This window comes from Psychrobacter sp. TPE 89C (assembly GCF_055522395.1).
The window spans coordinates 148758-172744 of sequence record NZ_JBVFXW010000002.1 but is presented as its reverse complement, the minus strand read 5'-3'; the positions used below and the strand labels follow the sequence as shown (position 1 = coordinate 172744).

23 protein-coding genes and 1 rRNA gene are annotated in these 23987 nt (G+C 42.5%); 14 read left to right on the top strand and 10 right to left on the bottom strand.

Annotated elements, in window-relative coordinates; translation table 11 throughout:
• The 3 genes from rrf to ACZW67_RS01675 all read left to right on the top strand — a co-directional run.
• Window positions 1-89, top strand: a 5S ribosomal RNA gene (gene rrf / locus ACZW67_RS01685); the annotation flags it as partial.
• 508 nt (window positions 90-597) lie between these two features.
• Complete coding sequence (locus ACZW67_RS01680) at window positions 598-1326, top strand: SDR family oxidoreductase (protein WP_465181916.1); 729 nt, start codon at window positions 598-600, stop codon at window positions 1324-1326.
• Window positions 1327-1384: 58 nt separating this feature from the next.
• A complete protein-coding gene (locus tag ACZW67_RS01675) occupies window positions 1385-1978 on the top strand; it encodes a DsbA family protein (protein WP_465181915.1) in 594 nt (197 codons plus the stop codon).
• 167 nt (window positions 1979-2145) lie between these two features.
• Here ACZW67_RS01675 and ACZW67_RS01670 read toward each other — a convergent pair whose 3' ends face one another.
• Complete coding sequence (locus ACZW67_RS01670; protein ID WP_465181914.1) at window positions 2146-3474, bottom strand: esterase-like activity of phytase family protein; 1329 nt, start codon at window positions 3472-3474, stop codon at window positions 2146-2148.
• 431 nt (window positions 3475-3905) lie between these two features.
• Here ACZW67_RS01670 and ACZW67_RS01665 point away from each other — a divergent pair, with 431 nt between their 5' ends.
• The 5 genes from ACZW67_RS01665 to ahr all read left to right on the top strand — a co-directional run bounded on the left by ACZW67_RS01665 (window position 3906) and on the right by ahr (window position 8798).
• Window positions 3906-4928 carry a DUF1852 domain-containing protein gene (locus ACZW67_RS01665; protein WP_465181913.1) on the top strand — a complete coding sequence of 341 codons (1023 nt, stop codon included), beginning with the start codon at window positions 3906-3908 and terminating at the stop codon, window positions 4926-4928.
• Between the two features lie 50 nt (window positions 4929-4978).
• Entirely contained in the window at window positions 4979-6007 is a 1029-nt protein-coding gene (locus ACZW67_RS01660; RefSeq protein ID WP_465181912.1) for a methionine synthase, read from the top strand.
• Between the two features lie 64 nt (window positions 6008-6071).
• Window positions 6072-6584, top strand: a complete 513-nt coding sequence (locus ACZW67_RS01655) for a flavin reductase (protein WP_465181920.1) — start codon at window positions 6072-6074, stop codon at window positions 6582-6584.
• Window positions 6585-6653: 69 nt separating this feature from the next.
• Complete coding sequence (locus tag ACZW67_RS01650) at window positions 6654-7469, top strand: sulfite exporter TauE/SafE family protein (RefSeq protein WP_465181911.1); 816 nt, start codon at window positions 6654-6656, stop codon at window positions 7467-7469.
• A gap of 321 nt (window positions 7470-7790) precedes the next feature.
• Entirely contained in the window at window positions 7791-8798 is a 1008-nt protein-coding gene (gene ahr / locus ACZW67_RS01645; protein ID WP_465181910.1) for an NADPH-dependent aldehyde reductase Ahr, read from the top strand.
• A gap of 236 nt (window positions 8799-9034) precedes the next feature.
• On the opposite strand, the gene glmS is transcribed toward ahr, so the two are convergent.
• The 7 genes from glmS to hisF all read right to left on the bottom strand — a co-directional run bounded on the left by glmS (window position 9035) and on the right by hisF (window position 17009).
• A complete protein-coding gene (gene glmS / locus ACZW67_RS01640; RefSeq protein WP_465181909.1) occupies window positions 9035-10879 on the bottom strand; it encodes a glutamine--fructose-6-phosphate transaminase (isomerizing) in 1845 nt (614 codons plus the stop codon).
• 202 nt (window positions 10880-11081) lie between these two features.
• Window positions 11082-12458: a bifunctional UDP-N-acetylglucosamine diphosphorylase/glucosamine-1-phosphate N-acetyltransferase GlmU gene (gene glmU / locus ACZW67_RS01635; protein WP_465181908.1), complete on the bottom strand. Its 1377-nt coding sequence runs from the start codon at window positions 12456-12458 to the stop codon at window positions 11082-11084.
• Window positions 12459-12659: 201 nt separating this feature from the next.
• Window positions 12660-13241, bottom strand: coding sequence for a phosphatidylglycerophosphatase A family protein (locus ACZW67_RS01630; RefSeq protein WP_465181907.1), 582 nt, complete (start codon window positions 13239-13241; stop codon window positions 12660-12662).
• 3 nt (window positions 13242-13244) lie between these two features.
• Window positions 13245-14276: a thiamine-phosphate kinase gene (gene thiL, locus ACZW67_RS01625; RefSeq protein ID WP_465181906.1), complete on the bottom strand. Its 1032-nt coding sequence runs from the start codon at window positions 14274-14276 to the stop codon at window positions 13245-13247.
• Between the two features lie 2 nt (window positions 14277-14278).
• A complete protein-coding gene (gene nusB / locus ACZW67_RS01620) occupies window positions 14279-15121 on the bottom strand; it encodes a transcription antitermination factor NusB (RefSeq protein WP_465181905.1) in 843 nt (280 codons plus the stop codon).
• A 208-nt stretch (window positions 15122-15329) separates the two neighbouring features.
• Complete coding sequence (gene ribH / locus ACZW67_RS01615) at window positions 15330-15851, bottom strand: 6,7-dimethyl-8-ribityllumazine synthase (protein WP_194197873.1); 522 nt, start codon at window positions 15849-15851, stop codon at window positions 15330-15332.
• 375 nt (window positions 15852-16226) lie between these two features.
• The gene (hisF, locus tag ACZW67_RS01610) at window positions 16227-17009 is read right to left on the bottom strand and encodes an imidazole glycerol phosphate synthase subunit HisF (RefSeq protein WP_110923694.1); all 783 of its coding nucleotides are present in this window, start codon (window positions 17007-17009) and stop codon (window positions 16227-16229) included.
• Between the two features lie 190 nt (window positions 17010-17199).
• On the opposite strand from hisF, the gene ACZW67_RS01605 reads away from it, so the two are divergent.
• The 5 genes from ACZW67_RS01605 to ACZW67_RS01585 all read left to right on the top strand — a co-directional run bounded on the left by ACZW67_RS01605 (window position 17200) and on the right by ACZW67_RS01585 (window position 21310).
• Entirely contained in the window at window positions 17200-18369 is a 1170-nt protein-coding gene (locus ACZW67_RS01605) for a homoserine kinase (RefSeq protein WP_110923693.1), read from the top strand.
• Between the two features lie 47 nt (window positions 18370-18416).
• On the top strand, window positions 18417-18746 hold the full coding sequence (locus tag ACZW67_RS01600; protein WP_245905705.1) for a putative signal transducing protein: 330 nt from the start codon (window positions 18417-18419) through the stop codon (window positions 18744-18746).
• A complete protein-coding gene (locus ACZW67_RS01595; RefSeq protein ID WP_465181904.1) occupies window positions 18747-19655 on the top strand; it encodes a class II glutamine amidotransferase in 909 nt (302 codons plus the stop codon).
• 75 nt (window positions 19656-19730) lie between these two features.
• Window positions 19731-20846, top strand: a complete 1116-nt coding sequence (locus ACZW67_RS01590; protein ID WP_465181903.1) for an AAA family ATPase — start codon at window positions 19731-19733, stop codon at window positions 20844-20846.
• Window positions 20847-20848: 2 nt separating this feature from the next.
• Window positions 20849-21310, top strand: a complete 462-nt coding sequence (locus tag ACZW67_RS01585; protein ID WP_201549812.1) for a type II toxin-antitoxin system VapC family toxin — start codon at window positions 20849-20851, stop codon at window positions 21308-21310.
• Here the strand turns inward: ACZW67_RS01585 and ACZW67_RS01580 are convergent, their stop codons facing one another.
• Both ACZW67_RS01580 and ACZW67_RS01575 read right to left on the bottom strand, forming a co-directional pair.
• The gene (locus ACZW67_RS01580; protein ID WP_465181902.1) at window positions 21311-21886 is read right to left on the bottom strand and encodes a YchJ family protein; all 576 of its coding nucleotides are present in this window, start codon (window positions 21884-21886) and stop codon (window positions 21311-21313) included.
• Between the two features lie 45 nt (window positions 21887-21931).
• Window positions 21932-22648, bottom strand: a complete 717-nt coding sequence (locus ACZW67_RS01575) for a metal-dependent hydrolase (RefSeq protein ID WP_465181901.1) — start codon at window positions 22646-22648, stop codon at window positions 21932-21934.
• Between the two features lie 113 nt (window positions 22649-22761).
• Between ACZW67_RS01575 and ACZW67_RS01570 the strand changes: the two genes are divergently transcribed.
• Complete coding sequence (locus ACZW67_RS01570; protein WP_465181900.1) at window positions 22762-23754, top strand: DUF3025 domain-containing protein; 993 nt, start codon at window positions 22762-22764, stop codon at window positions 23752-23754.
• Window positions 23755-23987 lie beyond the last annotated feature (233 nt).

Below are 23987 nucleotides of genomic sequence, written 5' to 3'. Positions count from 1 at the left end.
ACCTGATCCCTTCCCGAACTCAGAAGTGAAACATCGTTGCGCCAATGGTAGTGTGGATTCGTCCATGTGAGAGTAGGTCATCGTCAGCTCTCTATACTTAAAAAGAGTCACCCTTAATTGGGTGGCTCTTTTTTTTATCTTTTATTCCTAGTAACCTACGCAGCAAATCCTATTGAAAGGTGAACAAGGAGTAACGACTGTCTCCCAGACAGTCGTCCGCAGTGCAAGACGAAAGGCTATGCCTGTAGATATCTCTTGCGCTGCCTTGAGGAGGAACAATCGAAACACCGTTTCGCCCGACGCAAGACAAGAGCTGTGCTCGCAGTTAGCGGTGCTTTGCTTTAACGGCGCTCTCCTCGTTCGTCAGCTCTCTATTCTAAAGATAAACCCCCAACGCTCACGCGTCGGGGGTTTTCTTTTGCCTATAGTTTGAGGGAAAATAGCTAAGGTACGAGGCATCGAGCAAAAATGCTGGGCAAGTTCAACCCAACGCACATACTATCTCCTTCATCGTTGAATAATGTATCAGCTTGACACCACCCAGAAATAAAGCTACATTTTTGTTAGTTCTAAAAAGGAATCTATAAGGAAATAGATATGTATAGAGCACCTGTAGCGGTTGTCATTGGGGCAGGCGATGCCACTGGCAGCGCTGTTGCAAGACGTTTTGCAAGAGAAGGTTTTACCTTATGCGTGACTAGAAGGAGTATTGATAAACTTAACACGTTAGTCAGTGATATTGAAGCAGCTGGTGGAGTAGCCAAGCCATTTGGTTGTGATGCGCGTGTAGAAAAAGAAATGATCGAGTTATTCGCTCATATTGAAAACGATATTGGGCCGATTGAAGTAGTGGTATTCAATATCGGTGCGAATGTGCATTTCTCCATTGTAGAGACTACAGAAAGAGTTTTTCGAAAAGTATGGGAAATGGCAACATTATCTGGATTTTTGACAGGTAGAGAAGCGGCGAAAGTTATGATTCCTCGTGGAAAAGGGACGATTATTTTCACAGGAGCAACTGCTTCTTTGCGAGGTAGTAAAGGTTTTTCCGCATTTGCTAGCGCTAAATTTGCGTTACGAGCTTTGGCGCAAAGCATGGCACGTGAGTTAGGGCCAGAAGGCATACATGTTGCGCACCCTATTATTGATGGTGCTATTGATACGGCATTTATCCGTGACAACTTTCCTGAGCGCTATGCACTCAAAGACCAAGACGGTATCTTAAATCCTGAGCATATCGCTGAACAGTATTGGCAATTGCATTGTCAGCCAAGAGACAGCTGGACTCATGAGCTTGATTTACGCCCGTGGATGGAAACTTTCTAGTATTTATCTAACTACAAATCCTCCAAGAATTTTAATATACATTGCAAGGAATGCAAAGATGAGTAAACAAATAGAGTTTTTCTTTGATGTGGGTAGTCCAGCCAGTTATTTGGCATGGACACAATTAGAGAGCATGGCACAGCGTCACAATGCTGAAATTATTTGGCGACCTATGTTGCTTGGAGCCGTTTTTCAAGCCGTTGGTAACACTTCACCAGCTGCAGTGCCTGCGAAAGGTGCTTATATGCTCAAAGACCTTAAGCGCTTCTCAACTATTTATCAGGTACCGTTTGAGTTCAATCCATTTTTTCCGTTGAATACGATGCATCTCATGCGAGGTATTACTGCTTACCTAGGAGAACCTGAGTTTCCAAGTTGTCTAACGGCCATCTTTAATGCTTTATGGGCTGAAAAGCTCAATATGGAATCATCAGAGGTAGTCGCTGAAGCTTTGGTCAAAGCGGGTATTGATGCCACTGATTTTATGACACGTATAAGCGATACTGAGATCAAGGAGCGTTTGAAAGCGACTACTGAGGAAGCTGTATCGCGAGGTGTATTTGGTGCACCGAGTTTCTTTGTAAATGGTGAAATGTTCTTTGGACAAGATCGCTTGAGTTTCGTTGAGGATGCTTTAAAAGACTCAATCTAATGTGTAGCGTCAATGTATGAACTGAAAGTACCTGAATGATGGTTGTTTAAATACATAGAAAACCCCTGCTAATATTGAAAATAGCAGGGGTTTATTTTGGTGTCTTATAGCTGAAGACTTTCTAACTTCTAGTTCAATTATGATCTACTACAAGCACTAATGATAATTTATTTCGCCTGTAAAAAATCCTTGACCTCTAACAATAATAGTTCGTTATCATCTGCTCGATTTGGGTCTCGGCTAGAGGAAAAAGGCAGGTTGTTATCATTACCTACCACGATGTGGCTTTCATCGATAATGTCTACATTTTCAATAGTAAAAAATGGAAATACAAATTTATCACCTACTAAAGGTTTTTTAGCCACGGCCTTAGTATCTTTAATGGCCATCAAATCAATATAAGCCACTTTTTCAGCGATCTCACTTTTAGGGTCTAATTTGACCTTATATATACGTTTGAATACGGCTGGTTTGTCAAAGCATTTACTTTTATCTACAGCTGCTGTTTGGCACGCTCTATCGCTTACACCTTCTAAATTGTCTCGTTCAATAATCAAACCATAAGTATCATCGATCATATTAAAGTCTCCGATCGCATACTCGTTATTATCAAGTATGTATTTCCAGCTCTTATCAGTATAGGTATTACGCTTGGTATCAAACTGTAAGATGCGCAAGAAGTTCTGACCATCGACTGAATCATATTGTTGACGCTTTTGGTTATAAACAGCGCCTTCTAATATAGGATATAAATAACGTCCATCTGGGGCTGATGCCATACCTTCAAAGCCTTTGGAGCGTTTGATACTGTATAACGGTAGATTGTCATCGGGTTTGCTTGGTAATTGTAAGGCGGGATGGTCTGGAGAATGTACGGTCTCTCCGTCTACTTTTGTGTCATATATGGCTTTAAGAGTACCTTTGCTATCGAATCTTAGTAACCATGGGCCAAACTCTTCACCTACCCAAATATCACCATCAATGATTTGGAAACTTTCTGGATCAAAATCAGATCCTGTCAAATAGCGGCGATTACTGTCTTGATGCGTAATTCGGTGAGGTATCACTTTATTCTGATCATTAAAGAAAATAGTTTGTATAGGTTCAAAAACCCCTTTATCCCAATCCATTCGATACTGACGCATGAATAACATGGTATCTGGTGAATTGGCTTTACTACCAAAACCATTGTCCGTCAGTATCCAATAACTGCCATCAGGCATATATTTAATACCAGAATGTCCTTGCACAGGTTGTCCCGGAAACGGCAGCTTGATACCAGTGGGACGACCTGCCGATTTACCTTCAACACTGCCCAGTTTTTCAACCAATTGCCCAGTAGTGTATTTACCACTGACTTGCAAATCTTTAGGCGCATCAGTTGGAGCAGAGATAAATGTTTGAGAGGGTAGTAGGGCATGTGAGACCAATTCAGCAGGGTAGGCATCCGCTGCTGTTGCTAGCTGACTCATACCAGTCGTGGCGATGATAGCCATACTTATTCTCAAAAAATTAGCCCTTCTTGTGTACATTTTTTTCTCCAATTCTTCAATTTATTATTGTTGATAGTTAATCAAGAAGATTGAATTATGGCTATGAAGTATGTCTGTTTAATGACATCAAGACGCACGCTGAATAGGATGGTCAATGTGGCTTACGATAATATGAAAGCAATATGGTTATGCCTATTTATGTCTATACGCTCAGTTAAATCAGGCATCTAGAGATTCAATTATTTAGTTAAATAGATAATCAATACTGATACTATCCAATACTCTTTATACTATTAAAATATCTTAATGAATTAAATTCATCTTTTATTTAAATTAAGTCGTTTTTATTCATGTTGAGATTCGGGCATAATCTACTCCATACACAAATTTGGTTTTGTCTCAGATAATGAGAATAGATTAAGGCAGTAGATCCTATGAGTAAAGAATTTACCTGTTCAATTAAGCGTATTCGTTTTGACGAAAACTATCAGCCTGCAGACAGCACGCGATTGACGACTAACTTTGCAAATTTGGCACGTGGCGAGCACCGCGAAGAGAACTTACGTAAAACGTTACGCATGATAAATAACCGTTTTAATGCGTTGGCGCATTGGGACAATCTGACAGCAGACCGTTATTCTGTCGAGGTCGATATCATTTCTGTCGATATGGATGTCGAAGGCAATGGTCATACATTTCCAATCATTGAGACGCTGCAAACAACGATAGTTGATCATAAAAATAACAAACGTATTGACGGTATGATTGGTAATAGCTTCTCTTCTTATGTACGTGACTACGACTTTAGCGTGGTATTGCCAGAGCATCGTGATAAGAATTTAGCATCAATAACGCCAGATAATTTTGGTGAGTTGCATGGCAAACTGTTTCAATACTTATTGAACTCAGAAGCATACAACGCTAGTTTTCATAAAAAACCTGTGATTTGTTTGAGTGTCTCAACCAGTAAAACCTACTACCGTACCGCCAACCAGCATCCTATTTTAGGCATTGAGTACAGACAAGATGACTATTCGTTGACTGATGATTATTTTCACAAAATGGGCTTAACCGTTCGCTACTTCATGCCTGAAAACAGCGCTGCGCCGTTAGCGTTTTATTTTGCAGGTGACCTGCTAGGTGATTACACCGATCTTGAGCTGATAAGCGCTATCAGTACGATGGAGACGTTCCAAAAAATCTACCGTCCTGAGATTTATAATGCCAACTCGAGCGCAGGTGAAGTGTATCAACCAAGCTTAAAGTACCAAGATTACTCGCTGACTCAAATTGTGTATGATCGCGCCGAGCGTAGCCAGATGGCAGTGACACAAGGCAAATTCACTGAAGAACAGTTCATTAAGCCTTACCAAGCCATTTTGGAAGAGTGGGCTGCAAGCTACGATGTGACAAGCGAAGCGGCCAAAAAAAATGTGGCTAAGCAACAAGCTGCCTAACTGATCCTCACTAATTAACATAATAAAAAATAAATAAGAAGATGAATCACATGAAATTATTATTACCGACCTCAACTGCTGGCAGCTTACCGAAACCTTCTTGGCTAGCAGAACCAGAGAAAATCTGGTCACCTTGGGCATTAGAAGGTGAGCAGTTGATGGAAGCCAAACAAGATGCGCTACGTGTGTCACTACAAGAACAAGTACATGCAGGGATTGATATTGTCAGTGATGGCGAGCAGACCCGTCAGCATTTTGTGACCACGTTCATTGAGCATCTGGATGGCGTCAATTTTGAGAAGCGTGAGACGGTCAAAATTCGTAATCGCTATGATGCGAGTGTGCCGTCTGTTGTTGGCGCAGTGAGCCGCCAAAAGCCAGTATTTGTAGAAGATGCTAAGTTTTTGCGTCAGCAAACCGACCAGCCAATCAAGTGGGCGCTACCAGGGCCAATGACGATGATTGATACCCTATATGACGGTCATTATAAAAGCCGTGAAAAATTGGCTTGGGAATTTGCTAAAATTCTGAATCAAGAAGCAAAAGAGCTAGAGGCAGCTGGTGTTGATATTATCCAGTTCGATGAGCCAGCATTTAATGTATTCTTTGATGACGTAAACGACTGGGGCATTGCCACGTTAGAGCGGGCTATTGAAGGCCTAAAATGCGAAACAGCAGTACATATTTGCTACGGCTACGGTATCGAAGCTAATAATAATTGGAAAAAGACACTGGGCTCAGAGTGGCGTCAATATGAGAAAGCCTTTCCTCAACTGCAACAGTCTAAGATCGATATTGTCTCACTCGAATGTCAAAACTCACATGTGCCAATGGATTTGATTGAATTGATTCGCGGTAAAAAGGTAATGGTTGGTGCCATTGATGTGGCAACCAATACTATTGAGACACCAGAAGAGGTAGCAAATACGCTACGCAAAGCGCTACAATTTGTCGATGCGGACAAGCTGTATCCTGCAACCAATTGCGGTATGGCACCTTTGTCTCGCCAAGTTGCAAGAGGCAAGCTAAATGCATTAAGTGCAGGCGCACAGATTGTTCGTCAAGAGCTGACTGCCTAGCGTTTATTGGTACACATCAGTGTTCACCGATCTGAAATTTAGGACTTAAGCAATGATTAAAGATATGATTGAAGCAACTGACTTTAGAGATGCCATGTCTTTATTGACAACCGCAGTAAGTGTTGTCACCACAGAAGGCCCATCTGGTCTTCATGGGTTTACGGCATCTGCAGTATGTAGCGTCACAGATACGCCGCCGACCTTACTTGTCTGTATGAATCAGACGTCTCGATCACATGGCTATTTTATTGAAAATAAAATCTTAAGTGTTAATGTGTTGGGTGCACAGCATGAACAGATATCCAATGCATTCGCTTCTAAATTGCATTCAGCAGAGCGCTTTGAATATGGCGCTTGGACGCAATTGCAGACAGGCGCCCCTATATTAGAAGATGCGTTGGTCAGTTTTGATTGTGAGATTGAGCATATTCAAGAGGTTGGCACGCACAGTGTTTTTATGTGCCGTGTTGTCGCCATCAAACAAACCGAGCAACAAGGCGGGACTGAGGAAAGTTTGGTTTATTTTAATCGTGCCTATTCTCGAGTGGGCCAAATGGCTCAAGTAGAAATCGCTTAAATTGGCGGCTTCATTGTCAGACAAATAAAGTAACCATCTAACTACCTCTAAATAAGAAGTAAATCACTCGTGGAATTAATCATTTTTTTAATCATAGGGGCTCTAGCAGGATTTGCTGCAGGGCTTTTCGGTGTGGGTGGTGGTACCATCATCGTACCACTATTATTCATTGTTTTTACCCAAATGGGTTACCCTGCTGACAATATCATGCATCTGGCATTAGGTACTTCGCTTGCGACCATTATTGTCACGTCCATAAGCTCACTAATGGCGCACAATAAAAAAGGCGCAGTCATGTGGCCTGTTTTCAAAAATCTAGTGCCAGGCTTAGCGATAGGGTGTTTTTTTGGGGCAGGAATTGCAGGGCAGATATCAGGGTTATACCTTCAGATCATCGTTGGCGTATTTTTACTGTGGGTTGCCCATAAGATGTTTGTGGGTGGCAAAAAGAAAACCACTAGCGATACCAGTAATCTTCATACAGCCTTGCCTTCAAAACCTAAACAACTGGCGGCAGGTGGGGTTATCGGTATTGCTTCTGCCATTTTTGGTATCGGCGGTGGCAGTTTAACCGTACCTTATCTCACACGTTATGGTGTGGTGATGCAAAAAGCGGTTGGCACATCAGCTGCGTGCGGCCTACCTATTGCCATTGCAGGTGCATTAGGGTTTATGCTTTTTGGGATGAATAAGGATATAGATGTACCTAATACGATTGGTTTTGTCCACATCTATGCCTTTTTAGGTATTAGTATCATGAGTTTTTTCACTGCTAAATTAGGTGCAAAAGTCGCTCATATATTATCACCGCAATTATTACAGAAGTGCTTTGCCGTACTGTTGACCGTAGTAGGGTGCTATTTTCTTTATAAAGGACTGGTTTGAGTGTAAAGAATCAAACCATCAGCTCATAAATACAAATGCTAATAATGAATCGAGGGTCAAAGTGATAGTCAACTATTGCTTTGACCCTTAGTTTTTTATGATGATTTTTATCATGACCTTTCTATTGATAGCCACACCATAAAGCCTCACAACCCTTATTTTGTATGATGCGTTCTGTTTATAGTCGTGTTGGTGATTCGTCTCGTTTTGCCGATATGTCTCAGTATTATGGTAATCTTAGCTCGTTCAAGTTGAGCGGTCTACTTGTGAGTGTTGTTGTTAAAACAAGTGCTGAGACAATCCTAATAATAAGGAATAACCATGATTAATGCATATGCAGCAAAAGAAAAAGGCGGAGAATTCACCCCTTACCAATATGACCCTGGCGCGCTAGGCGATCACGAAGTAGAAATTGAAGTACACAGCTGCGGCGTTTGTCACAGTGATTTATCTATGTGGGAGAATGAATGGGGCATGACCCAATATCCGTTTGTTGGTGGCCATGAGGTGGCAGGTAAAGTACTGGCAAAGGGTCAGCATGTCACACACTTAGAGCTTGGTGATAAAGTCGGTTTGGGCTGGCACAAAGGCTATTGCAACGTTTGCGATTTGTGCATGAGTGGTGACCACAATTTATGTGCTGAGCAAGAAGGTACTATTATTGGTAACCACGGTGGATTTGCAGATAAAGTACGTGCAAAAGACACCAGCGTTATTAAAATTCCAGAAGGCTTGGACTTTAATGCAGTGGGGCCATTACTTTGTGGCGGTATCACAGTGTTTAACCCATTGGTGCAATACGATATCAAACCAACTTCTAGAGTGGCGGTTATTGGTATTGGTGGCTTAGGTCATTTGGCACTACAATTTGCTAATGCATGGGGCTGTGAAGTAACAGCATTCACCAGCGAATCAAAAATGGAAGAAGCAAAAGAATTGGGTGCGCACCATAGCCTAAATTCAAGAAATGAGAGCGACATTGAAGCAGCAGCAGGCTCTTTTGATTTGGTTATCTCGACTGTGAACGTTGATATGAATTGGAACGCCGTTATCAAAACTTTGAAACCTAAAGGTCGATTGCATTTTGTTGGATTACTGGCTGCTCCGCTAGAGATTTCAGCTGCACCACTGATTATGGCTCAAAATAGCGTGTCAGGTTCGCCAGCTGGGTCACCGTCTACCCTTCGTCAAATGTTAGATTTTGCCGCACGTCACAATATTCAGCCAGTGACTGAAACGTACAAAATGTCTGAGATAAATGAAGCGTTTGCAAGATTAGAAAGTGGTAATGCTCGCTATAGAGTGGTATTAGAAAGAGACCAAAAATAACTAAAACCAATCAGATGCAATCATGGTAGCGATACTCTGTTTTATAGATAGAATATCGCTATTTTTTTATTCAAATTTATGATGTTATTGAACGAAAAACCCCTGCTATTGAATTAACAACAGCAGGGGTAAAGTCATAATCAATAGGATGATACTTTATTACTCAGGATGATACTTTATTACTCAGGATGATAACTAATTACTCAATGACAATCATAATTATATGTTGGCAACAATCATTCCACCGTGACGCTCTTTGCTAAATTGCGAGGCTGATCGACGTCAGTACCACGCATAACTGCCACATGATACGACAACAGCTGCACAGGTACGCTATAAACGATAGGCGCTAGAGTCTCACAAACATCCGGTACATAAACCACATGCAATCTATCTTCTGCGATCATCTGACTAGACTCACTGGCAAACACAAACAACTCACCGTGACGCGCGTGTACCTCTTGCATGTTGGCTTTGAGCTTATCAAACATGCTGTCTTTAGGCGCTAGTACGACGATTGGCATGTCTTTATCAACCAATGCCAATGGGCCATGTTTTAGCTCACCTGCGGCATAGCCCTCTGCATGAATATAAGAAATTTCCTTAAGCTTTAATGCGCCTTCTAATGCAATAGGGAACTGTAAGCCACGGCCTAAAAATAAGCAGCTTCTTTTATCTTCAAAGCTTTCGCTCATCGTTTTAATAGGGGCATCAAGGTTTAAGCTGGCATGTAGTTGGCCCGGCAGCAGTTGTAGCTCGCCAATCAGTGTGCTTACATAATCATCAGTCATACGCTGTTGAATGACACCGACCTTCATGACTAATAACATAAGCGCTGCAAGCTGGGTGGTAAATGCTTTGGTAGATGCCACACCAATCTCAGGACCTGCTAGTGTCGGTAAGAAAATATCTGTCTCGCGTACCAGCGATGAGGTAGGAACATTACATAATGCTAAGCTTACTAGACCTGCTGGGGTATGCTTTTGAATATCACGTAGCGCAGACAAAGTATCAGCCGTTTCACCAGACTGAGAGATGCAAATGACTAGTGAGTTATCAACCACTACGGGATTACGATAACGAAACTCACTGGCTACCTCAACCGAACAGGGAATACGGGTAAGGCTTTCAAACCAATATTTTGCAACCAGACCTGAGTGATAGCTGGTACCACAAGCGAGAACTTGCACATGGCGAATACCTGAAAGCTGCGTTTCATGACGTTGTAAAAAGTCATTACGCAGTTTAGCAGTTTCACTTTTATCGATACCCATCTCAATGGTACGTGCAACTGCATCTGGCTGCTCATAGATTTCTTTGAGCATATAATGTTTGAATTCACCTTTATCCGCATTGTGTTGGGTAGCATCAATCTCATGTATCTGACGCGTAACTTCAACTCCATCCGCGTAGACTCGAATACTGTTACGAGTCAATTTGGCGATATCACCTTCTTCCAAATACATAAAGCGGTTAGTCACTGGCAGAAGTGCTAACTGATCTGAGGCGATAAAGTTCTCACCGATACCTACTCCAATCACCAGTGGCGAGCCTAAACGTACAGTAATGAGCTCTTCTGGGCAGTCAATATGTATAATACCGAGAGCAAAGGCACCATGTAATAACGGAATAACAGTACGAACGGCTTCTAGTAAGTCAGGCGTTGTTTTATAAATATCATTAATCAGATGTGCAACGACTTCAGTATCTGTTTGCGACGTAAACTCATAACCTTTAGCTATTAGCGCTTCTTTAAGCTCAGCATAGTTTTCAACAATGCCGTTATGCACCACCGCGATTTTACCTGAGACATGTGGGTGCGCGTTACGTTGTGCTGGCTCGCCATGCGTCGCCCAACGTGTATGAGCGATACCGATATGGCCATCAAAAAACTCTGGATTGACAGCGACTGCATCGACCAATGCCTGTACTTTGCCCACTTGGCGCTCACGGTGTAACTCACCATCACGAATGACGGTCAAGCCAGCGGAATCATAGCCGCGGTACTCTAAACGCTTAAGACCTTCAAGTAAGATATTGGCGATATTACGTTCAGCAACTGCCCCTACAATTCCACACATGGCTATTCCTTAAGTTTAATTTTTGGTGTCTCTAGATTTTAACTTTTCTATATAGAAGTACTTTACCAATCAACAAGCTGGTTGGCAGATAAGCCGTTAACTTTATAACGTGTTAGATATAATTAAGCAGCACCACAAACATTGCCGCGCTGCTTAATTTGTTTAAGTCTGACTGTTATTGACTTAACGATTGGCGCATCGATTACTTTTTAGTTGGTCGTTGAAAATCGTCTTTCTGTGTTTGTCGCGCGCGGCCAAATGCTAATGCACTAGCATCCACGTTTTTGGTAATAACAGAGCCCGCTGCAACCGTTGCAGTATCACCAATCGTTACTGGTGCGACTAAGCTGGCGTTAGAGCCGATAAAGGCATTGTCTTCAATGATGGTTTGTGATTTATTAGCACCATCATAATTACAGGTAATGACACCAGCTCCGATATTGACACCTGTACCGACAGTCGCATCACCTACGTAACTTAAGTGGTTTACTTTGCTGCCTTGACCAATGGTCGATTTTTTAATTTCTACAAAATTACCGACTTTACTGTTATCAGACAATACTGTCTCAGGGCGCAAATGGGCAAATGGACCAACGTCGACACCAGCACCAACCTCAGCACGATCAATGACACAATAGGGCTTTATATGACAAGCATTACCGAGTTGTGAGTTTTTAATAACACAGCCGGCTTCAATATAGACGTTGTCACCTAGCGTGCAGTTGCCTTCAAATACAACACCGACGTCGATAAACACATCTTGACCTGCTGTCAATGTACCGCGAATATCGACACGGGTAGGGTCAGCAAACTGTACACCCGCTTCTTGTAAGTCAGCGACCAGTTTACTTTGCCATGTACGTTCTAAGCTGGCAAGCTGTTGACGGTTATTGACTCCTTCAATCTCAAACGTATGCTCAGGCTCAATCGCTGCAATCGTGATGCCATCAGCAACTGCCATTTTGACAATATCGGTAAGATAGTATTCTTGTTGCGCGTTGTCGTTAGACAGTTCAGGCAGATATTTATGTAGTAACGCATTATCGACACAATAAATGCCGCTATTAATCTCTTGAATTTGCTGCTCGTCGGCACTGGCATCTTTTTGTTCAACGATAGCAGTGATATTGCCTACATGATCACGTTTGATACGACCTAGTCCAAATGGATTGTCTACCGTCAAAGTCAGCATAGACATGCCATTAGTATTGGCTGTCTTCAGTGCTGATAGAGTTTGATGGCTCACCAAAGGTACATCACCATAGAGAATGAGGCTTTGTCCTTCTTTTGGTAAATCAGACAGCGTCACTTTGACCGCATGGCCTGTACCTAGCTGTTCAGTCTGCGCAACCCAAGTAATTGACGATTGCGTATACTGGTCGATAATTTCCGATTTAACTTGGTCGCCGCCAAAGCCATGAACAATAATGGTCTCGTTGACAGTTAGCTTATGACACGTGTCTAAGACGTGACTCAGCAAAGATTTACCAGCCAAGGTCTGAAGAACTTTTGGCTTAGCTGATTGCATACGCGTGCCTTTACCAGCAGCGAGGATAATTACCGAGAGAGGAGATGTCATAGTAGCCCTACAAATGTAACAGAGTATAATATTGGATTATAGCGCAAATGTTCAGTTAAAAAAATACTGGAATGTGCAGGCATTTGTAATACAACCTGATAACGATAAATAAATTATCTATATAAGAGGATAGCATTCAAATTGCTAGCATAAATAAGAGGTTATATTACGGCCACTATCTATCATAGCGGCTATGGTTCTTTATAACAGCACACCAAACATAACCACTACCCATAACACTGCTGCCATGATACCTGCGATGATGTCATCGAGCATAATACCTAACCCACCAGCAACCTTTTTATCAGCCCAGCCAATCGGTGGCGGTTTAATAATGTCAAAAAACCGAAAGAGTATAAAAGCGATAACAATGGCGAAAATAGAAAACTCTTGAGACACATCTTGCCAAAAGTTTGTGGTTGCAACACCCATATAAGAGAAAGGCAGTAGGGTAATCCAAATACCAGACCACTCATCCCAGACGATATGCGGATCATCATGGCCCTGCATTAGCTCAGAAGTACGTCCGCAAATCCAAATACCGAAAATACAAGATAGAATTGTCAGAATTAGAAAAGGTATGAAGCCCAAGCTCATCAGCGGTATGGCGATGATTAACCCACCAACGGTACCCCAAGTACCAGGGGCAAGGCGCGGCAGACCACTGCCCAAACCAATGCCTAACCAATAGACCATACGATCGAGCGCACTGGCATTTTTAGGCAGTGGTGGGCAGTCATTGGCTTTGCTGATATCAGGCTTGGATAAATCGTGATCAGTCATGAGCTAACCTGTAAAATGTTGGTAACCAGTAAGGTTGGGCCATGTGGCAAATGGCGCGTGCTGAGTGGGTGTGATTGGCTGATTTTGATAATATAGTTCAGGGTGTAATGCTATAGACCTGTTTGCATCTGTCACTAGATCATCAGTCAGTGCGATAACTTCACCGATACAGGTAACAGTTATATTGCCAATAGGGGGTTCAATATGTGCAGGTAAAGTAAATGCCAGCTCGTAATCATCACCACCCGCCAGTTGGCATAATAAGCGCTCAGATAAATCAACAGTTGCCAATGGTTCGCTAGTAGGTAGCTGCTCCACATCAATGCGCATGCCTACAGCGCTTTGCTGGCATATATGCCCGATATCTTGATAGAGACCATCAGAGATGTCTATCATCGCCGTTGCGCCAATTTTGGCCAGTGCTGCGCCTAGCGCAATACGTGGAGTCGGCATATGCAGACGATGGGCCAGCGATATACCAACGGTATTGTCAGAATGTTGCAGGGCATAACTGGCATCGCCAAGCGTCCCTGATACATAAATCTTATCACCAACTTGTGCACCCGAACGATATATAGCAGTTGTGTCTGCGGCAAGTAATCCTTGTGCGCTGACACTCAATACTAAATTATCACTGCGTGTGGTATCACCGCCAATAAGGGCAACACCGAATAACTGGCAGGCGTGAAATAAGCCTTTGGCAAATCCAGTGAGCCATTTTTCATTGGCAAGTTGCTTAGGTAATGCTAATGCCAATAAAATACTATGAGGGGTCGCACCCATCGCGGCAATATCTGAGACATTGACAGCGACCGATTTATAACCAATCGCAAATGCCAATTCATTGATTTGTTGCCAGTCAGCGCTAAAATGCCGACCTTGAACCAATGTATCAATACAGCTGACTAATCGTGACCCTGCAGGCATTGCCATGACGGCTGCATCATCACCGATACCTTTTTCGATACCAGTTAATGGTGCATGTGCCGCTTGCATTTGCGAAAAAATACGCTCAATCAGCTCAAATTCATTCATAGTTAGTCTTGGTTTTTAGCATCGTCAGCGTCTTTTTTGCTCGCTTTAAACTCGCTAATATTTGCACTGGCTTTACTGGCGCTATTGCGTTTGACACTAGTGTTATTTGCGCTAATACGAGGTTTGTTTGATGCAGTTGGGCTGTCATCAATAGTGCTTTCGTTTGTAGCTTCTGTGCTATCAGCTGGTTTTGCTTGAGCTTGTTTAGCCGCTGATTTTTGTGATGTGCGCAGGTTGGCTTTGGTGTCTGATTCTACTTCAGTAGCGCGTAGCTCAACGGCCATTCTATCTAGTACCGCATTAATCAATTTATGCGCGTCAGTGGCACCGAAATGATTGTTAAGCTTCATCGCTTCATCAAGTACTACCTTATAAGGAATCTCTAAGCGATTCTGCAGCTCATAAGTACCAATAAGCAGAATAGCGTGCTCAACGGTGTCCAACTTATCAATGTCGCGATCAAGATGCTGAAGGATTAGAGCATCCAACGCTTCAATTTGCTCTGGGATATCACGCATCATTTCGTGATAGTAGCCGATATGTACAGTATGCATAGCATTAGTGGCACGAGTACGGGCAGCGATATCATGCGGCGCATTGGCTTTCCAACCGAGCTTGCCGTCTACATCGAAACGGCGATCAGTGACGAGCCACTCGTATAGACCTTGCATCGCAAAGCGTCGCGCCTTACGAATAGCGGTGTGACTGGTCTTATAAGAAGACTCACTCATATCGAAGGTTTGATCACCCGCACTGCTGCTCGCTATACGGGTAGCTTCCGCTTGTTTATCATTGATTTGTGCGGTTTTCGCAGCATTAATAGCGTGCTTGAGTTGGTCAGTCATAAGGGGTCAATACCTGAATTTTGAAATAGAATGTTAAATAGTGGTCGGCTGGCACGTTTTGCCAGTCAGTCTTGGATACCGAAATTATATGGTGAGGGCTATCGTAATAACCATAGTCCCATCAACTTCATAAATAATATTACTTATAAATACTGCTTAAATAGCACTGCTTACCTGTGTTAATAAAACCGTTAGACAGTCAATAAAACTAAGCGTCATCACTTTCGTCGTCAATATCTAGCTGTGATAAGACAGCAAGCATTTCTATGACAACCATTGCCGCTTCTGAGCCTTTATTACCAGCTTTCGTGCCAGCACGCTCAATTGCTTGTTCAATGCTATCAGTGGTCAATACGCCATTTGCAACAGGGATATTATAATCCATCGCTACAGCACTTAAGCCTTTTGCAGATTCGCTTGCGACGAAGTCAAAATGCGGCGTACTACCACGAATAATCGCGCCTAAAGCAACGATGGCGTCAAAGCGATCAGACTCAGCGGCACGTTGGGCAACCAATGGCAATTCAAAAGCACCAGGAACGCGAATAACGGTAATATTGCTACCCAATACACCATGACGTAGTAGTGCATCAATTGCACCATCTACCAATGATTCAACCACAAAACCATTAAAACGACCGACTACGATACCAATACGAACGTCTTTGTTTTGATGTAAATTACCGTCGATATGAGTCACGTCATTGCGTTGCTGTTGTAGATTTGACATAAAAAATCCTTTGCTTATTTGGCTTTTAATAAAGATGTGGGCGTAAATGAGTCGCTAAATATAGTGATGCGTTCAAATAACAGGTTCGATTGTTTGGCTTGTTATTCAATAGATACTGATAATCAAAGAAACCGGCAGTTAAATGAACGAAAATAAGTGGTTAGCGCTATGATAACATTTTTTTCTAATTTATTTGTATTTTACCAGTGTGTTATATGGGGTGTATTAGACAATTATAAATGGGCACTGCCATGGTCGAATATCAAACACGCCTTAGTCGGCTCAATCATATTTAAATACAGAGCAGGCGAGTGAGAATACTAAAAATAGTAGGCTCAGCACGCCTAATGCTATATTTGAGTTATATGTGATTGACTATAAACGCATCTGTATCCCTTGCGCTGCCATATATGCTTTGGCTTCTTGTACTGTGTATTCACCAAAATGGAAGATGCTGGCTGCGAGTACCGCATCGACGCCGCCTTCTAATACGCCTTCTGCTAAATGTTGTAAGTTGCCAACGCCGCCTGAGGCAATGACTGGTACATTTACTTGGCTAGTGATTTGTTGCATTAGAGCTAAGTCATAGCCTTTTTTGGTACCGTCGCCGTCCATCGAGGTGACCAATAATTCACCTGCACCCAGATCAGCCATCTTTTTCGCCCAAGCAACCGCATCAATGCCAGTTGGCTTACGACCACCGTGAGTGAATATCTCCCAACGTGGGACGACAATACCATTAACATTGATATCAGCGACACGCTTAGCATCGATGGCAACGACGATACATTGATTGCCAAATTTTTGCGAGGCTTCACCAACGAACTCTGGCGTAAACACTGCTGCTGAGTTAATCGCGACTTTATCCGCGCCCGCATTGAGTAAATTGCGGATATCAGCGATTTTACGCACGCCGCCGCCGACTGTAAGCGGGACAAATACGGTCTCAGCCATGCGCTCAACGGTATGATACGTGGTATCGCGCTCATCATTGGTCGCCGTAATGTCTAAAAAAGTAATCTCATCAGCACCTTGTTCGTTGTAGCGTTTGGCTACTTCGACAGGGTCACCTGCGTCTTTGATATCGACAAATTGTACGCCTTTGACCACACGGCCATTATCAACGTCCAAACAAGGAATGATACGCTTTGCTAACATAGGGTCTTTCACCTTATAATCAATTCATTCTATAGGCGCTAGTCTAGCAAAAACACCGCTGTCTCAGGCAGGTTTTCGTAAGATTATTATGCATTTCGCCATAGTTTACCCATGCGCGGTACAATTGCTGTGATTACCGCCTCAATCTATTCTATTTAACTTCTTATTCAATTGCTAAAAGTGAGATGTCATGTCCGTCTATACCCAGTTAACCAATGACCAGTTTGCCACCTTTTGCCAGAGCTTTGGCGTGTCTTTCGTGCGTGCTATTCCGATTACCCAAGGGATAAAAAACTCAAACTGGTTTATTCAAACGACTGACGATGTAGATGGCGCATACTCTTATGTATTAACTTTATTCGAAGAGCGTCCACCTGCTGATATCGAAAAAATGGCGGTTATTCTCAATCAGTTAGACGGTAAGCTACCGGTTGCCGCACCGCTATCAGTTATTGAATCCAATAGTGTTCAAACGGATGACGATGATAAACGCTATGTCATTCATTACGAAGACAAAGCTATTACGCTAGTGCCATGCCTAGCAGGGTCGCATCCAGAGCAAACCACGCAAGCGATGTGCCATGATATCGGTGCTGCTCTAGCGATGTTGCATGAGACGCTGCAAGCATTACAGCCTGCTGAGCAGTATGGCGTACCTTTATACCCGTGGGCAGATGTACGCGATCGTGAAATGCAGTTTATGCCAGGTGATGAAGCCAAATTGATGAGTGATATTTGGCGCTCTTACACAGAGTTGCCACTGACAACGTTGCCAAATGGTTTGTGTCATTTAGATATGTTTGCGGACAACACCCTATGGAATCTGCAAAAAGGGGAAGAGCATCTCACTGGTTTATTAGACTTTACCGAGGTCAGTGTTGAGCATTATGTGATGGATATTGCCATTACCATCAATGACTTTTGCACGACGTGGGGCATGGCTGAGCAAGGCGAGTCAGTGAACTTTGACCGCAGTAAGATGGCGGCATTCTTACAAGGGTATGAGTCTAAACGCGCACTTGGCCTTGATGAAAAGCGTGCGTTGCCTGTTATGCTAGCCAAAGCGGCGGTGATTTTTTGGTTATTGCGTCTAAACGTGATTCATTACAACCGTACCGAAGGTCGTACGGGTGATAACATCATGGTCAAAAACCCTGACTTGATGAAACGTCTGGCCGCTTATCACTGGGCGCATGTTGAAAAATCGCAAAACACCGTATTTGTGCTTTCTGGAACTACATCAGACAATCAAATAATCGGTGTGTTTAGCAGCATCACGCAAGCTGAGCAAGCCCGTGAAAAATTGAGCAATAGTAGTGAGTTCGCAATCAAAGAATATACGCTAGATCAATTGTCGTAAGCATTGCTTATTCACTTATTCTGGTACCAAAACTATAAGGCGATCCCATGACCGATCAAGTTGACAACTGGCACAAGCTGGCACGCTACGACACCAATATGCAAGGCGAATTGCATGCCAATTTGCTGAGAAATAATAACATTACGGTATCCATGCAAGCGCTGAGTAGCATTCCTGGTATGAACTCAGGGGCAGTGCTGTGGGTACAAGATACGGATTTGGCAGAAGCTCAGCGTATTTTAGCGACCATTCCAACCGATGGTGCAGCCTTGCTGGATGAGATGAGTGATGCGGACTTTGATGCGCTATCTGACGCTCAAAGTAATTCTACTCAAAGCAACCCGATAATGAACGACAATAACGGCGGTACTTTATAAATGTGTCAACTCTTAGGAATGAACAGCAACACCCCAACGGATATTGGTTTTAGCTTTGCAGGATTTCGCAAGCGTGGCGGTATGACTGACAGCCACGAAGATGGTTTTGGCATTGCGTTTTTTGAACGTAGCGATTGTGTGAATAGTGATAAAGCGGCAAATGATTCAACGGGACTGCGTCTGTTTCATGACAATCGCCCAAGTCATCTGTCACCAGTGGCTGACTTGGTCAATAACTACCCAATCAAAGCCATGAACGTCATTGCGCATATCCGTAAGGCTACCCAAGGGCAGAACTGCTTGGCCAACACGCATCCATTCGTCCGCGAAGTATGGGGCGAGCAGTGGGTGTTTGCGCACAATGGGCAGATGAATAGCGAATTCATTAAACGCTGTCAGCGCTTACAAGACAATGGTAATGGCTCACACTGCCAGCCAGTTGGCTCAACTGACTCCGAAATGGCATTTTGTTATTTGGTCAATCGCCTTAAAAGTAGCTTTAAGAGCCGTCCTGATGACAAGACGCTGTTTAATTTTTTGACTACGCAATGTCGTTATCTATCTGCCAACGGTTTATTTAATTGCTTGATATCAAATGGTAGGTGGCAACTGGCCTATGCGGGTAGCTTATTATTTTATCTCACGCGTAAAGCACCATTTGGTGAGGCAAAATTGGCGGACGATGACTTGGCGATTAACTTTGGCGATGTAACCACAGATGCGGATAAGGTCACTATTTTAGTCACCGTGCCATTGACTGAAAATGAAAAATGGCAACAATTGGCCGTCAATGAGTGTTTAATATTTCAAGATGGTGATGTCATTTATAAAGACAGTCCAAGCCAGCGCAAGTTTTTAACGATTGATGAAGGTATTGCGATTGCACGAGCTGTTGGGGCGAGTGTTTAGAGGTTGATCGACTTGTATTTTGACATTGGTCGTTCAATCATAAAGTTAATAGTGAACTAATAATTAGGTGTAGCCATGTTAGGCAATGACATTCAAATAAAACAGCTCGTAGGTGTTGGTGATGTACATCTTAGCTTTCAACCTGACCAAAGAGTGTATTGTCTGATTGGTGAGAACGGCATCGGCAAGACGAAGTGTTTGGAGGCGCTATTTTCTCTATACTTCACCAATTATGAAATTATATATAGTAAGGTTTTTAATGATAATTACTATTCATTTGAGAATATAGTTGTTGATGGGCATGAGCTCAACAGTAACTCTGATAAAGGCATGAAAGATGTTGATAGTCATAACTTAGCTGTAGTGATGATTGGTGCACTAAATCGAGGCACAATCGAGTATCAGGAAGGTAGTTTCGATAAAAATATTTGGGCGTATGGCGCTCGTATGTCAAATCATCTTAATAACAATTTTTCTGCTTTGAATAATAAAGAGATGAAAAGTCTTGGAATGAATGAACTGTTGAATCAATGGATTATTCAACGTGCTCAATCTGCCAATCCTTATCAAGCTGCTGAAGACAACCGAGAAGTTGAAATCATCACATTATTGGATCTGCTTAACAAAGCTGACGAGCGAATTGATAGTGAATTCCTTGAAATCTCAGGAAATAATCGCGTGTTTATAAAAGTTTCTGATAAAAAAACTGAATTATCCGAGCTCTCTAGCGGCTTTGCTTCAATTCTTAAAATCATGCAATCTATCATTGCAGGTTATAGTTATTTCACCAATGAAACTAATATTGCTTGCGTTAAAGGCGTGGTATTCATTGATGAAATCGAAAGTCATCTACATACTAAGTGGCAAGCGACTATTATTCCTACTTTAAAGCGTTTATTTCCTAATACGACGTTTTATATCACCACCCATTCCGCTATTGTTTTAAGTCAGTTGCAACATGGCGAAGCTTATGAGTTATACCGTGATAAAGAAGATGGCGTGGTCAAAACTGAGCTGATAGAACATCCAAATAATGCTGCATTTGTAGACCTGCTAAAAGATGCTTTTGACATTGATATTAATAAGCTTAAGCTGGCGCGTGACAATGCGCCACAGCAAAAAAATGCTAAAAAAATACTGACTGAACTGTTAGAAAAACGGATCAATGAGCTTAAAGAAGGAACGCAATAATAATGGATACAGAAATTGCGAAGTTACTGGACTCAAACTTTTTGACCTATCTCTTGGAAGGTAAGAATATTGATGAAAATGATGTCGATCTTCTTGAGCGTCTTATGGATTTATTAGCACTCGTCAATGATGATAATGTCGAGCTGGCCATCACACCATTGCTGCGATATGAGTTTTTAAGAAAGTTTGGTCAGAATGAGAGTGAAGATTTTAATAAATTTAAAGCAGCTGTTGAAGAATTTACATGGCTAGATATCAGTAAAGACGTGACGGATTTGGCGACCAATCTATACCGTTTAGACAAATATGAAGCAGATAGCAAAGGCATACCAAAGAATTTAGAAAAGCGAAAGTTTGATGTGTTTCATTTTGCTACGGCTAAAATTAATGGTATTGAGCTACTATCTAATGATAAGCACATAGATCAAATGGAAGGTTTATACGAGCGTTATCAAGCGCTATAACTACCCCAAATAAACCCCACAACACCGTTTAAACTTCTCTCCAGACCCACAAATGCACGGTTGCTTTTGGCTGACAGTCATCGCAACCGTGGGATCTAAAAAGTACCAGCGTGCATCATGATTAGCTTTGTTTGTAACCTTTACAAAGGCAGACAGTTCAAGGTGTGCCTGTAACTTCCCTTCTAAACTAGCGGTATTATCTTTGGTGTTAAAATAAGCCTTAAACTCAACCTGTGCATGACGTTTACCCAGCTTTGGCGTGTGCTCTACAATCTCCAATCCTGCCCAATCCGTCTCTTTTGCCCAACTCTCAATCGCCTTAATATCAAGCAAGTTTTGTTGCGCGGGTAGCGTGGTCTTGACGATATACTCTGGCTTAATCAACACAAAGGCACTATAGCGCGTACGCATGAGCCGTTCGGCTGTCTCCGCTTTTATACCATCCACTTTATCGACGTCGTCATCATAAAAAGCATCATGATAAGGCTGGCAGCAGTCTTGATAAGCGACTGGCGACATAACAGTGTCTGAGTCTGGATTTACTTGGCAAGGGCAAGTATCTGGGTAAGATTGCATAGGTTACTCTATTCTTCGTTTGGATTTTACGCCTTTGAGGTGCTTTTATTGCAGCATGCTTTTTATTAACTCTGGTAATATGCCAACTTTGAGCTGTGCCCATGGCGCTGGGTCACGTAGCTGCGCCCAAAACGCCTCAAAAGGTGGTGCCATATAGACCAGTATAGCGAGCAAGGTATATAGCAATAGATACCACCATTTGTCGTCATGCTTATAAAACTTCATCGCCGTACCCGATGAGCGTTTCATCTTCATATTGGACAGATTGACGCTATACAGCTCGTCTAATGACAGATGCACCATCGCACCGCCGAATAAGAATAAACCGTAAAACCAGCTGGTCGTCAGTGGGAGCTGCGCCCCATAATAGCTTAGGCACGTCAGACCTAATCCCAGTATCGCCATATAAGGGACGGAATGAATCACACCGCGATGCACTGTCATATTAGTAAAGACATAAAATACAACATAGCGCATAAAACCGTAGCCAGCTAGCCACAATACTATCAATGCCAGTAAGCTCAAATCACTACGCCAATGCATGACTAGGCCAAAGGCAAAGATAAACGAGGTAATATTAAAACCGAGCTTAATCGGTGTGGAATTATCAGAATCTAAGTCCGGTAACAACCCGCCAATAGTACCAAGTGCCACGCACACCAAAAAGCCTGAATCATCAATCAATCCGGCTTTATAAACCGTCAAACTCAGTGTGCCGCTGACCATAAAAGCGACATTTAGGTGGGTATTAAAATTTGCCATAAAAACTCATTCATCCATAGCGCTCAAAAAGACCTTTCGAGCGGCTCATCTAGCAGTAAAAAAGCGCACCATGATACCATAGCGTAGCCAAATGCTTAACAGAGAACGCTCCTATGCTTATCACTGATTCCCCTGTTGCCCTTGATGCTGATGTTTTATCTGAGAGCCCACCTATGCTGGATAAAAGCTTCGCTGATATTAATTGGCAGGCACCATGGATGTGCCATATAAATCAGCTGAACATCATCAGCGCAACCATTCAAAGCCTAATCTCATCAAGTGAACAAAATAATGCTATAGCGTATGAAGGTCAGCTAATAAATGTCATTGCGAGTGTATTAAACAATGCATTTAATCAGCAAAGCAGTCATGAGCAAGCAGAACTACCAATGACTAAGCCCACTCATAATAATCAAGCCCATACCTTGAAGTTCGTCTCACAGGATGCGCTGCCTGAAGGCGAAGCGTACGAAAGCTTTATTGCAACGACTGGTAATATCCCGACGCGTGATAACTTGCATGATTTATTTAACGGCAGTATTTGGCTGACGTTTCCGAAGACTAAGGCGTTGCTTAATTATTATCATATGCTAGAGATTGCCGCGCAGGGTATCAATGCGAGTAGAGGGCGTGTGCGCGATACCATTACTGTCTTTGATGAGAATGGGGCAGTGCTAGTGACTTCTGATGATAGTATTGGTGAAGCGTTGATTGGATTTGATTGGCAGGCGAGTTTAGTAGCACCGTGTGCTAAGTGGGACGAACCACAACAGCCTACTAGCCATGCACAAGCAGCGGTCTATATTTTTGGTCACGCCTTACTTGAGCAGTTGATAAAACCTCGTAAGTCTCTATGTGCGCACAGTATCGTCATTAATGTCGATCAGGATTTTTTTGCATTATCAATATCTGAACGCATGAGCTACTTGGATGAAAAGGTTGCGCACTATATGGACGAATTATTATCAAAAAATGATGTTACCCCGCGCCAGCTTGCACCGTTGCCTATTTTGGGTGTGCCACATTTTTGGTCAGAAAATGCTGACCCGAGTTTTTACGATGATGACTATGTTTTTCGCAGTGGTCGCCGCCAAAAAAGTAATTAATGTGAAATGACTGAAGGTATTGGTGGGTCAGTGGCTAAGCATTTGTTACGTTTACCATTGTGCCACGATTTGACTACGTCTAGACGTTAACAAAGGTTGATATATTTGTTATGGTAAAAGAACGTTATTGTTAAATGATAAAGGAATGATTTAAAAGGTATTTAGCCATTTTATTTATTGAGATTTATATCTCATCATTTCAAATAACGATTAACTTTAATAAACAATGATGA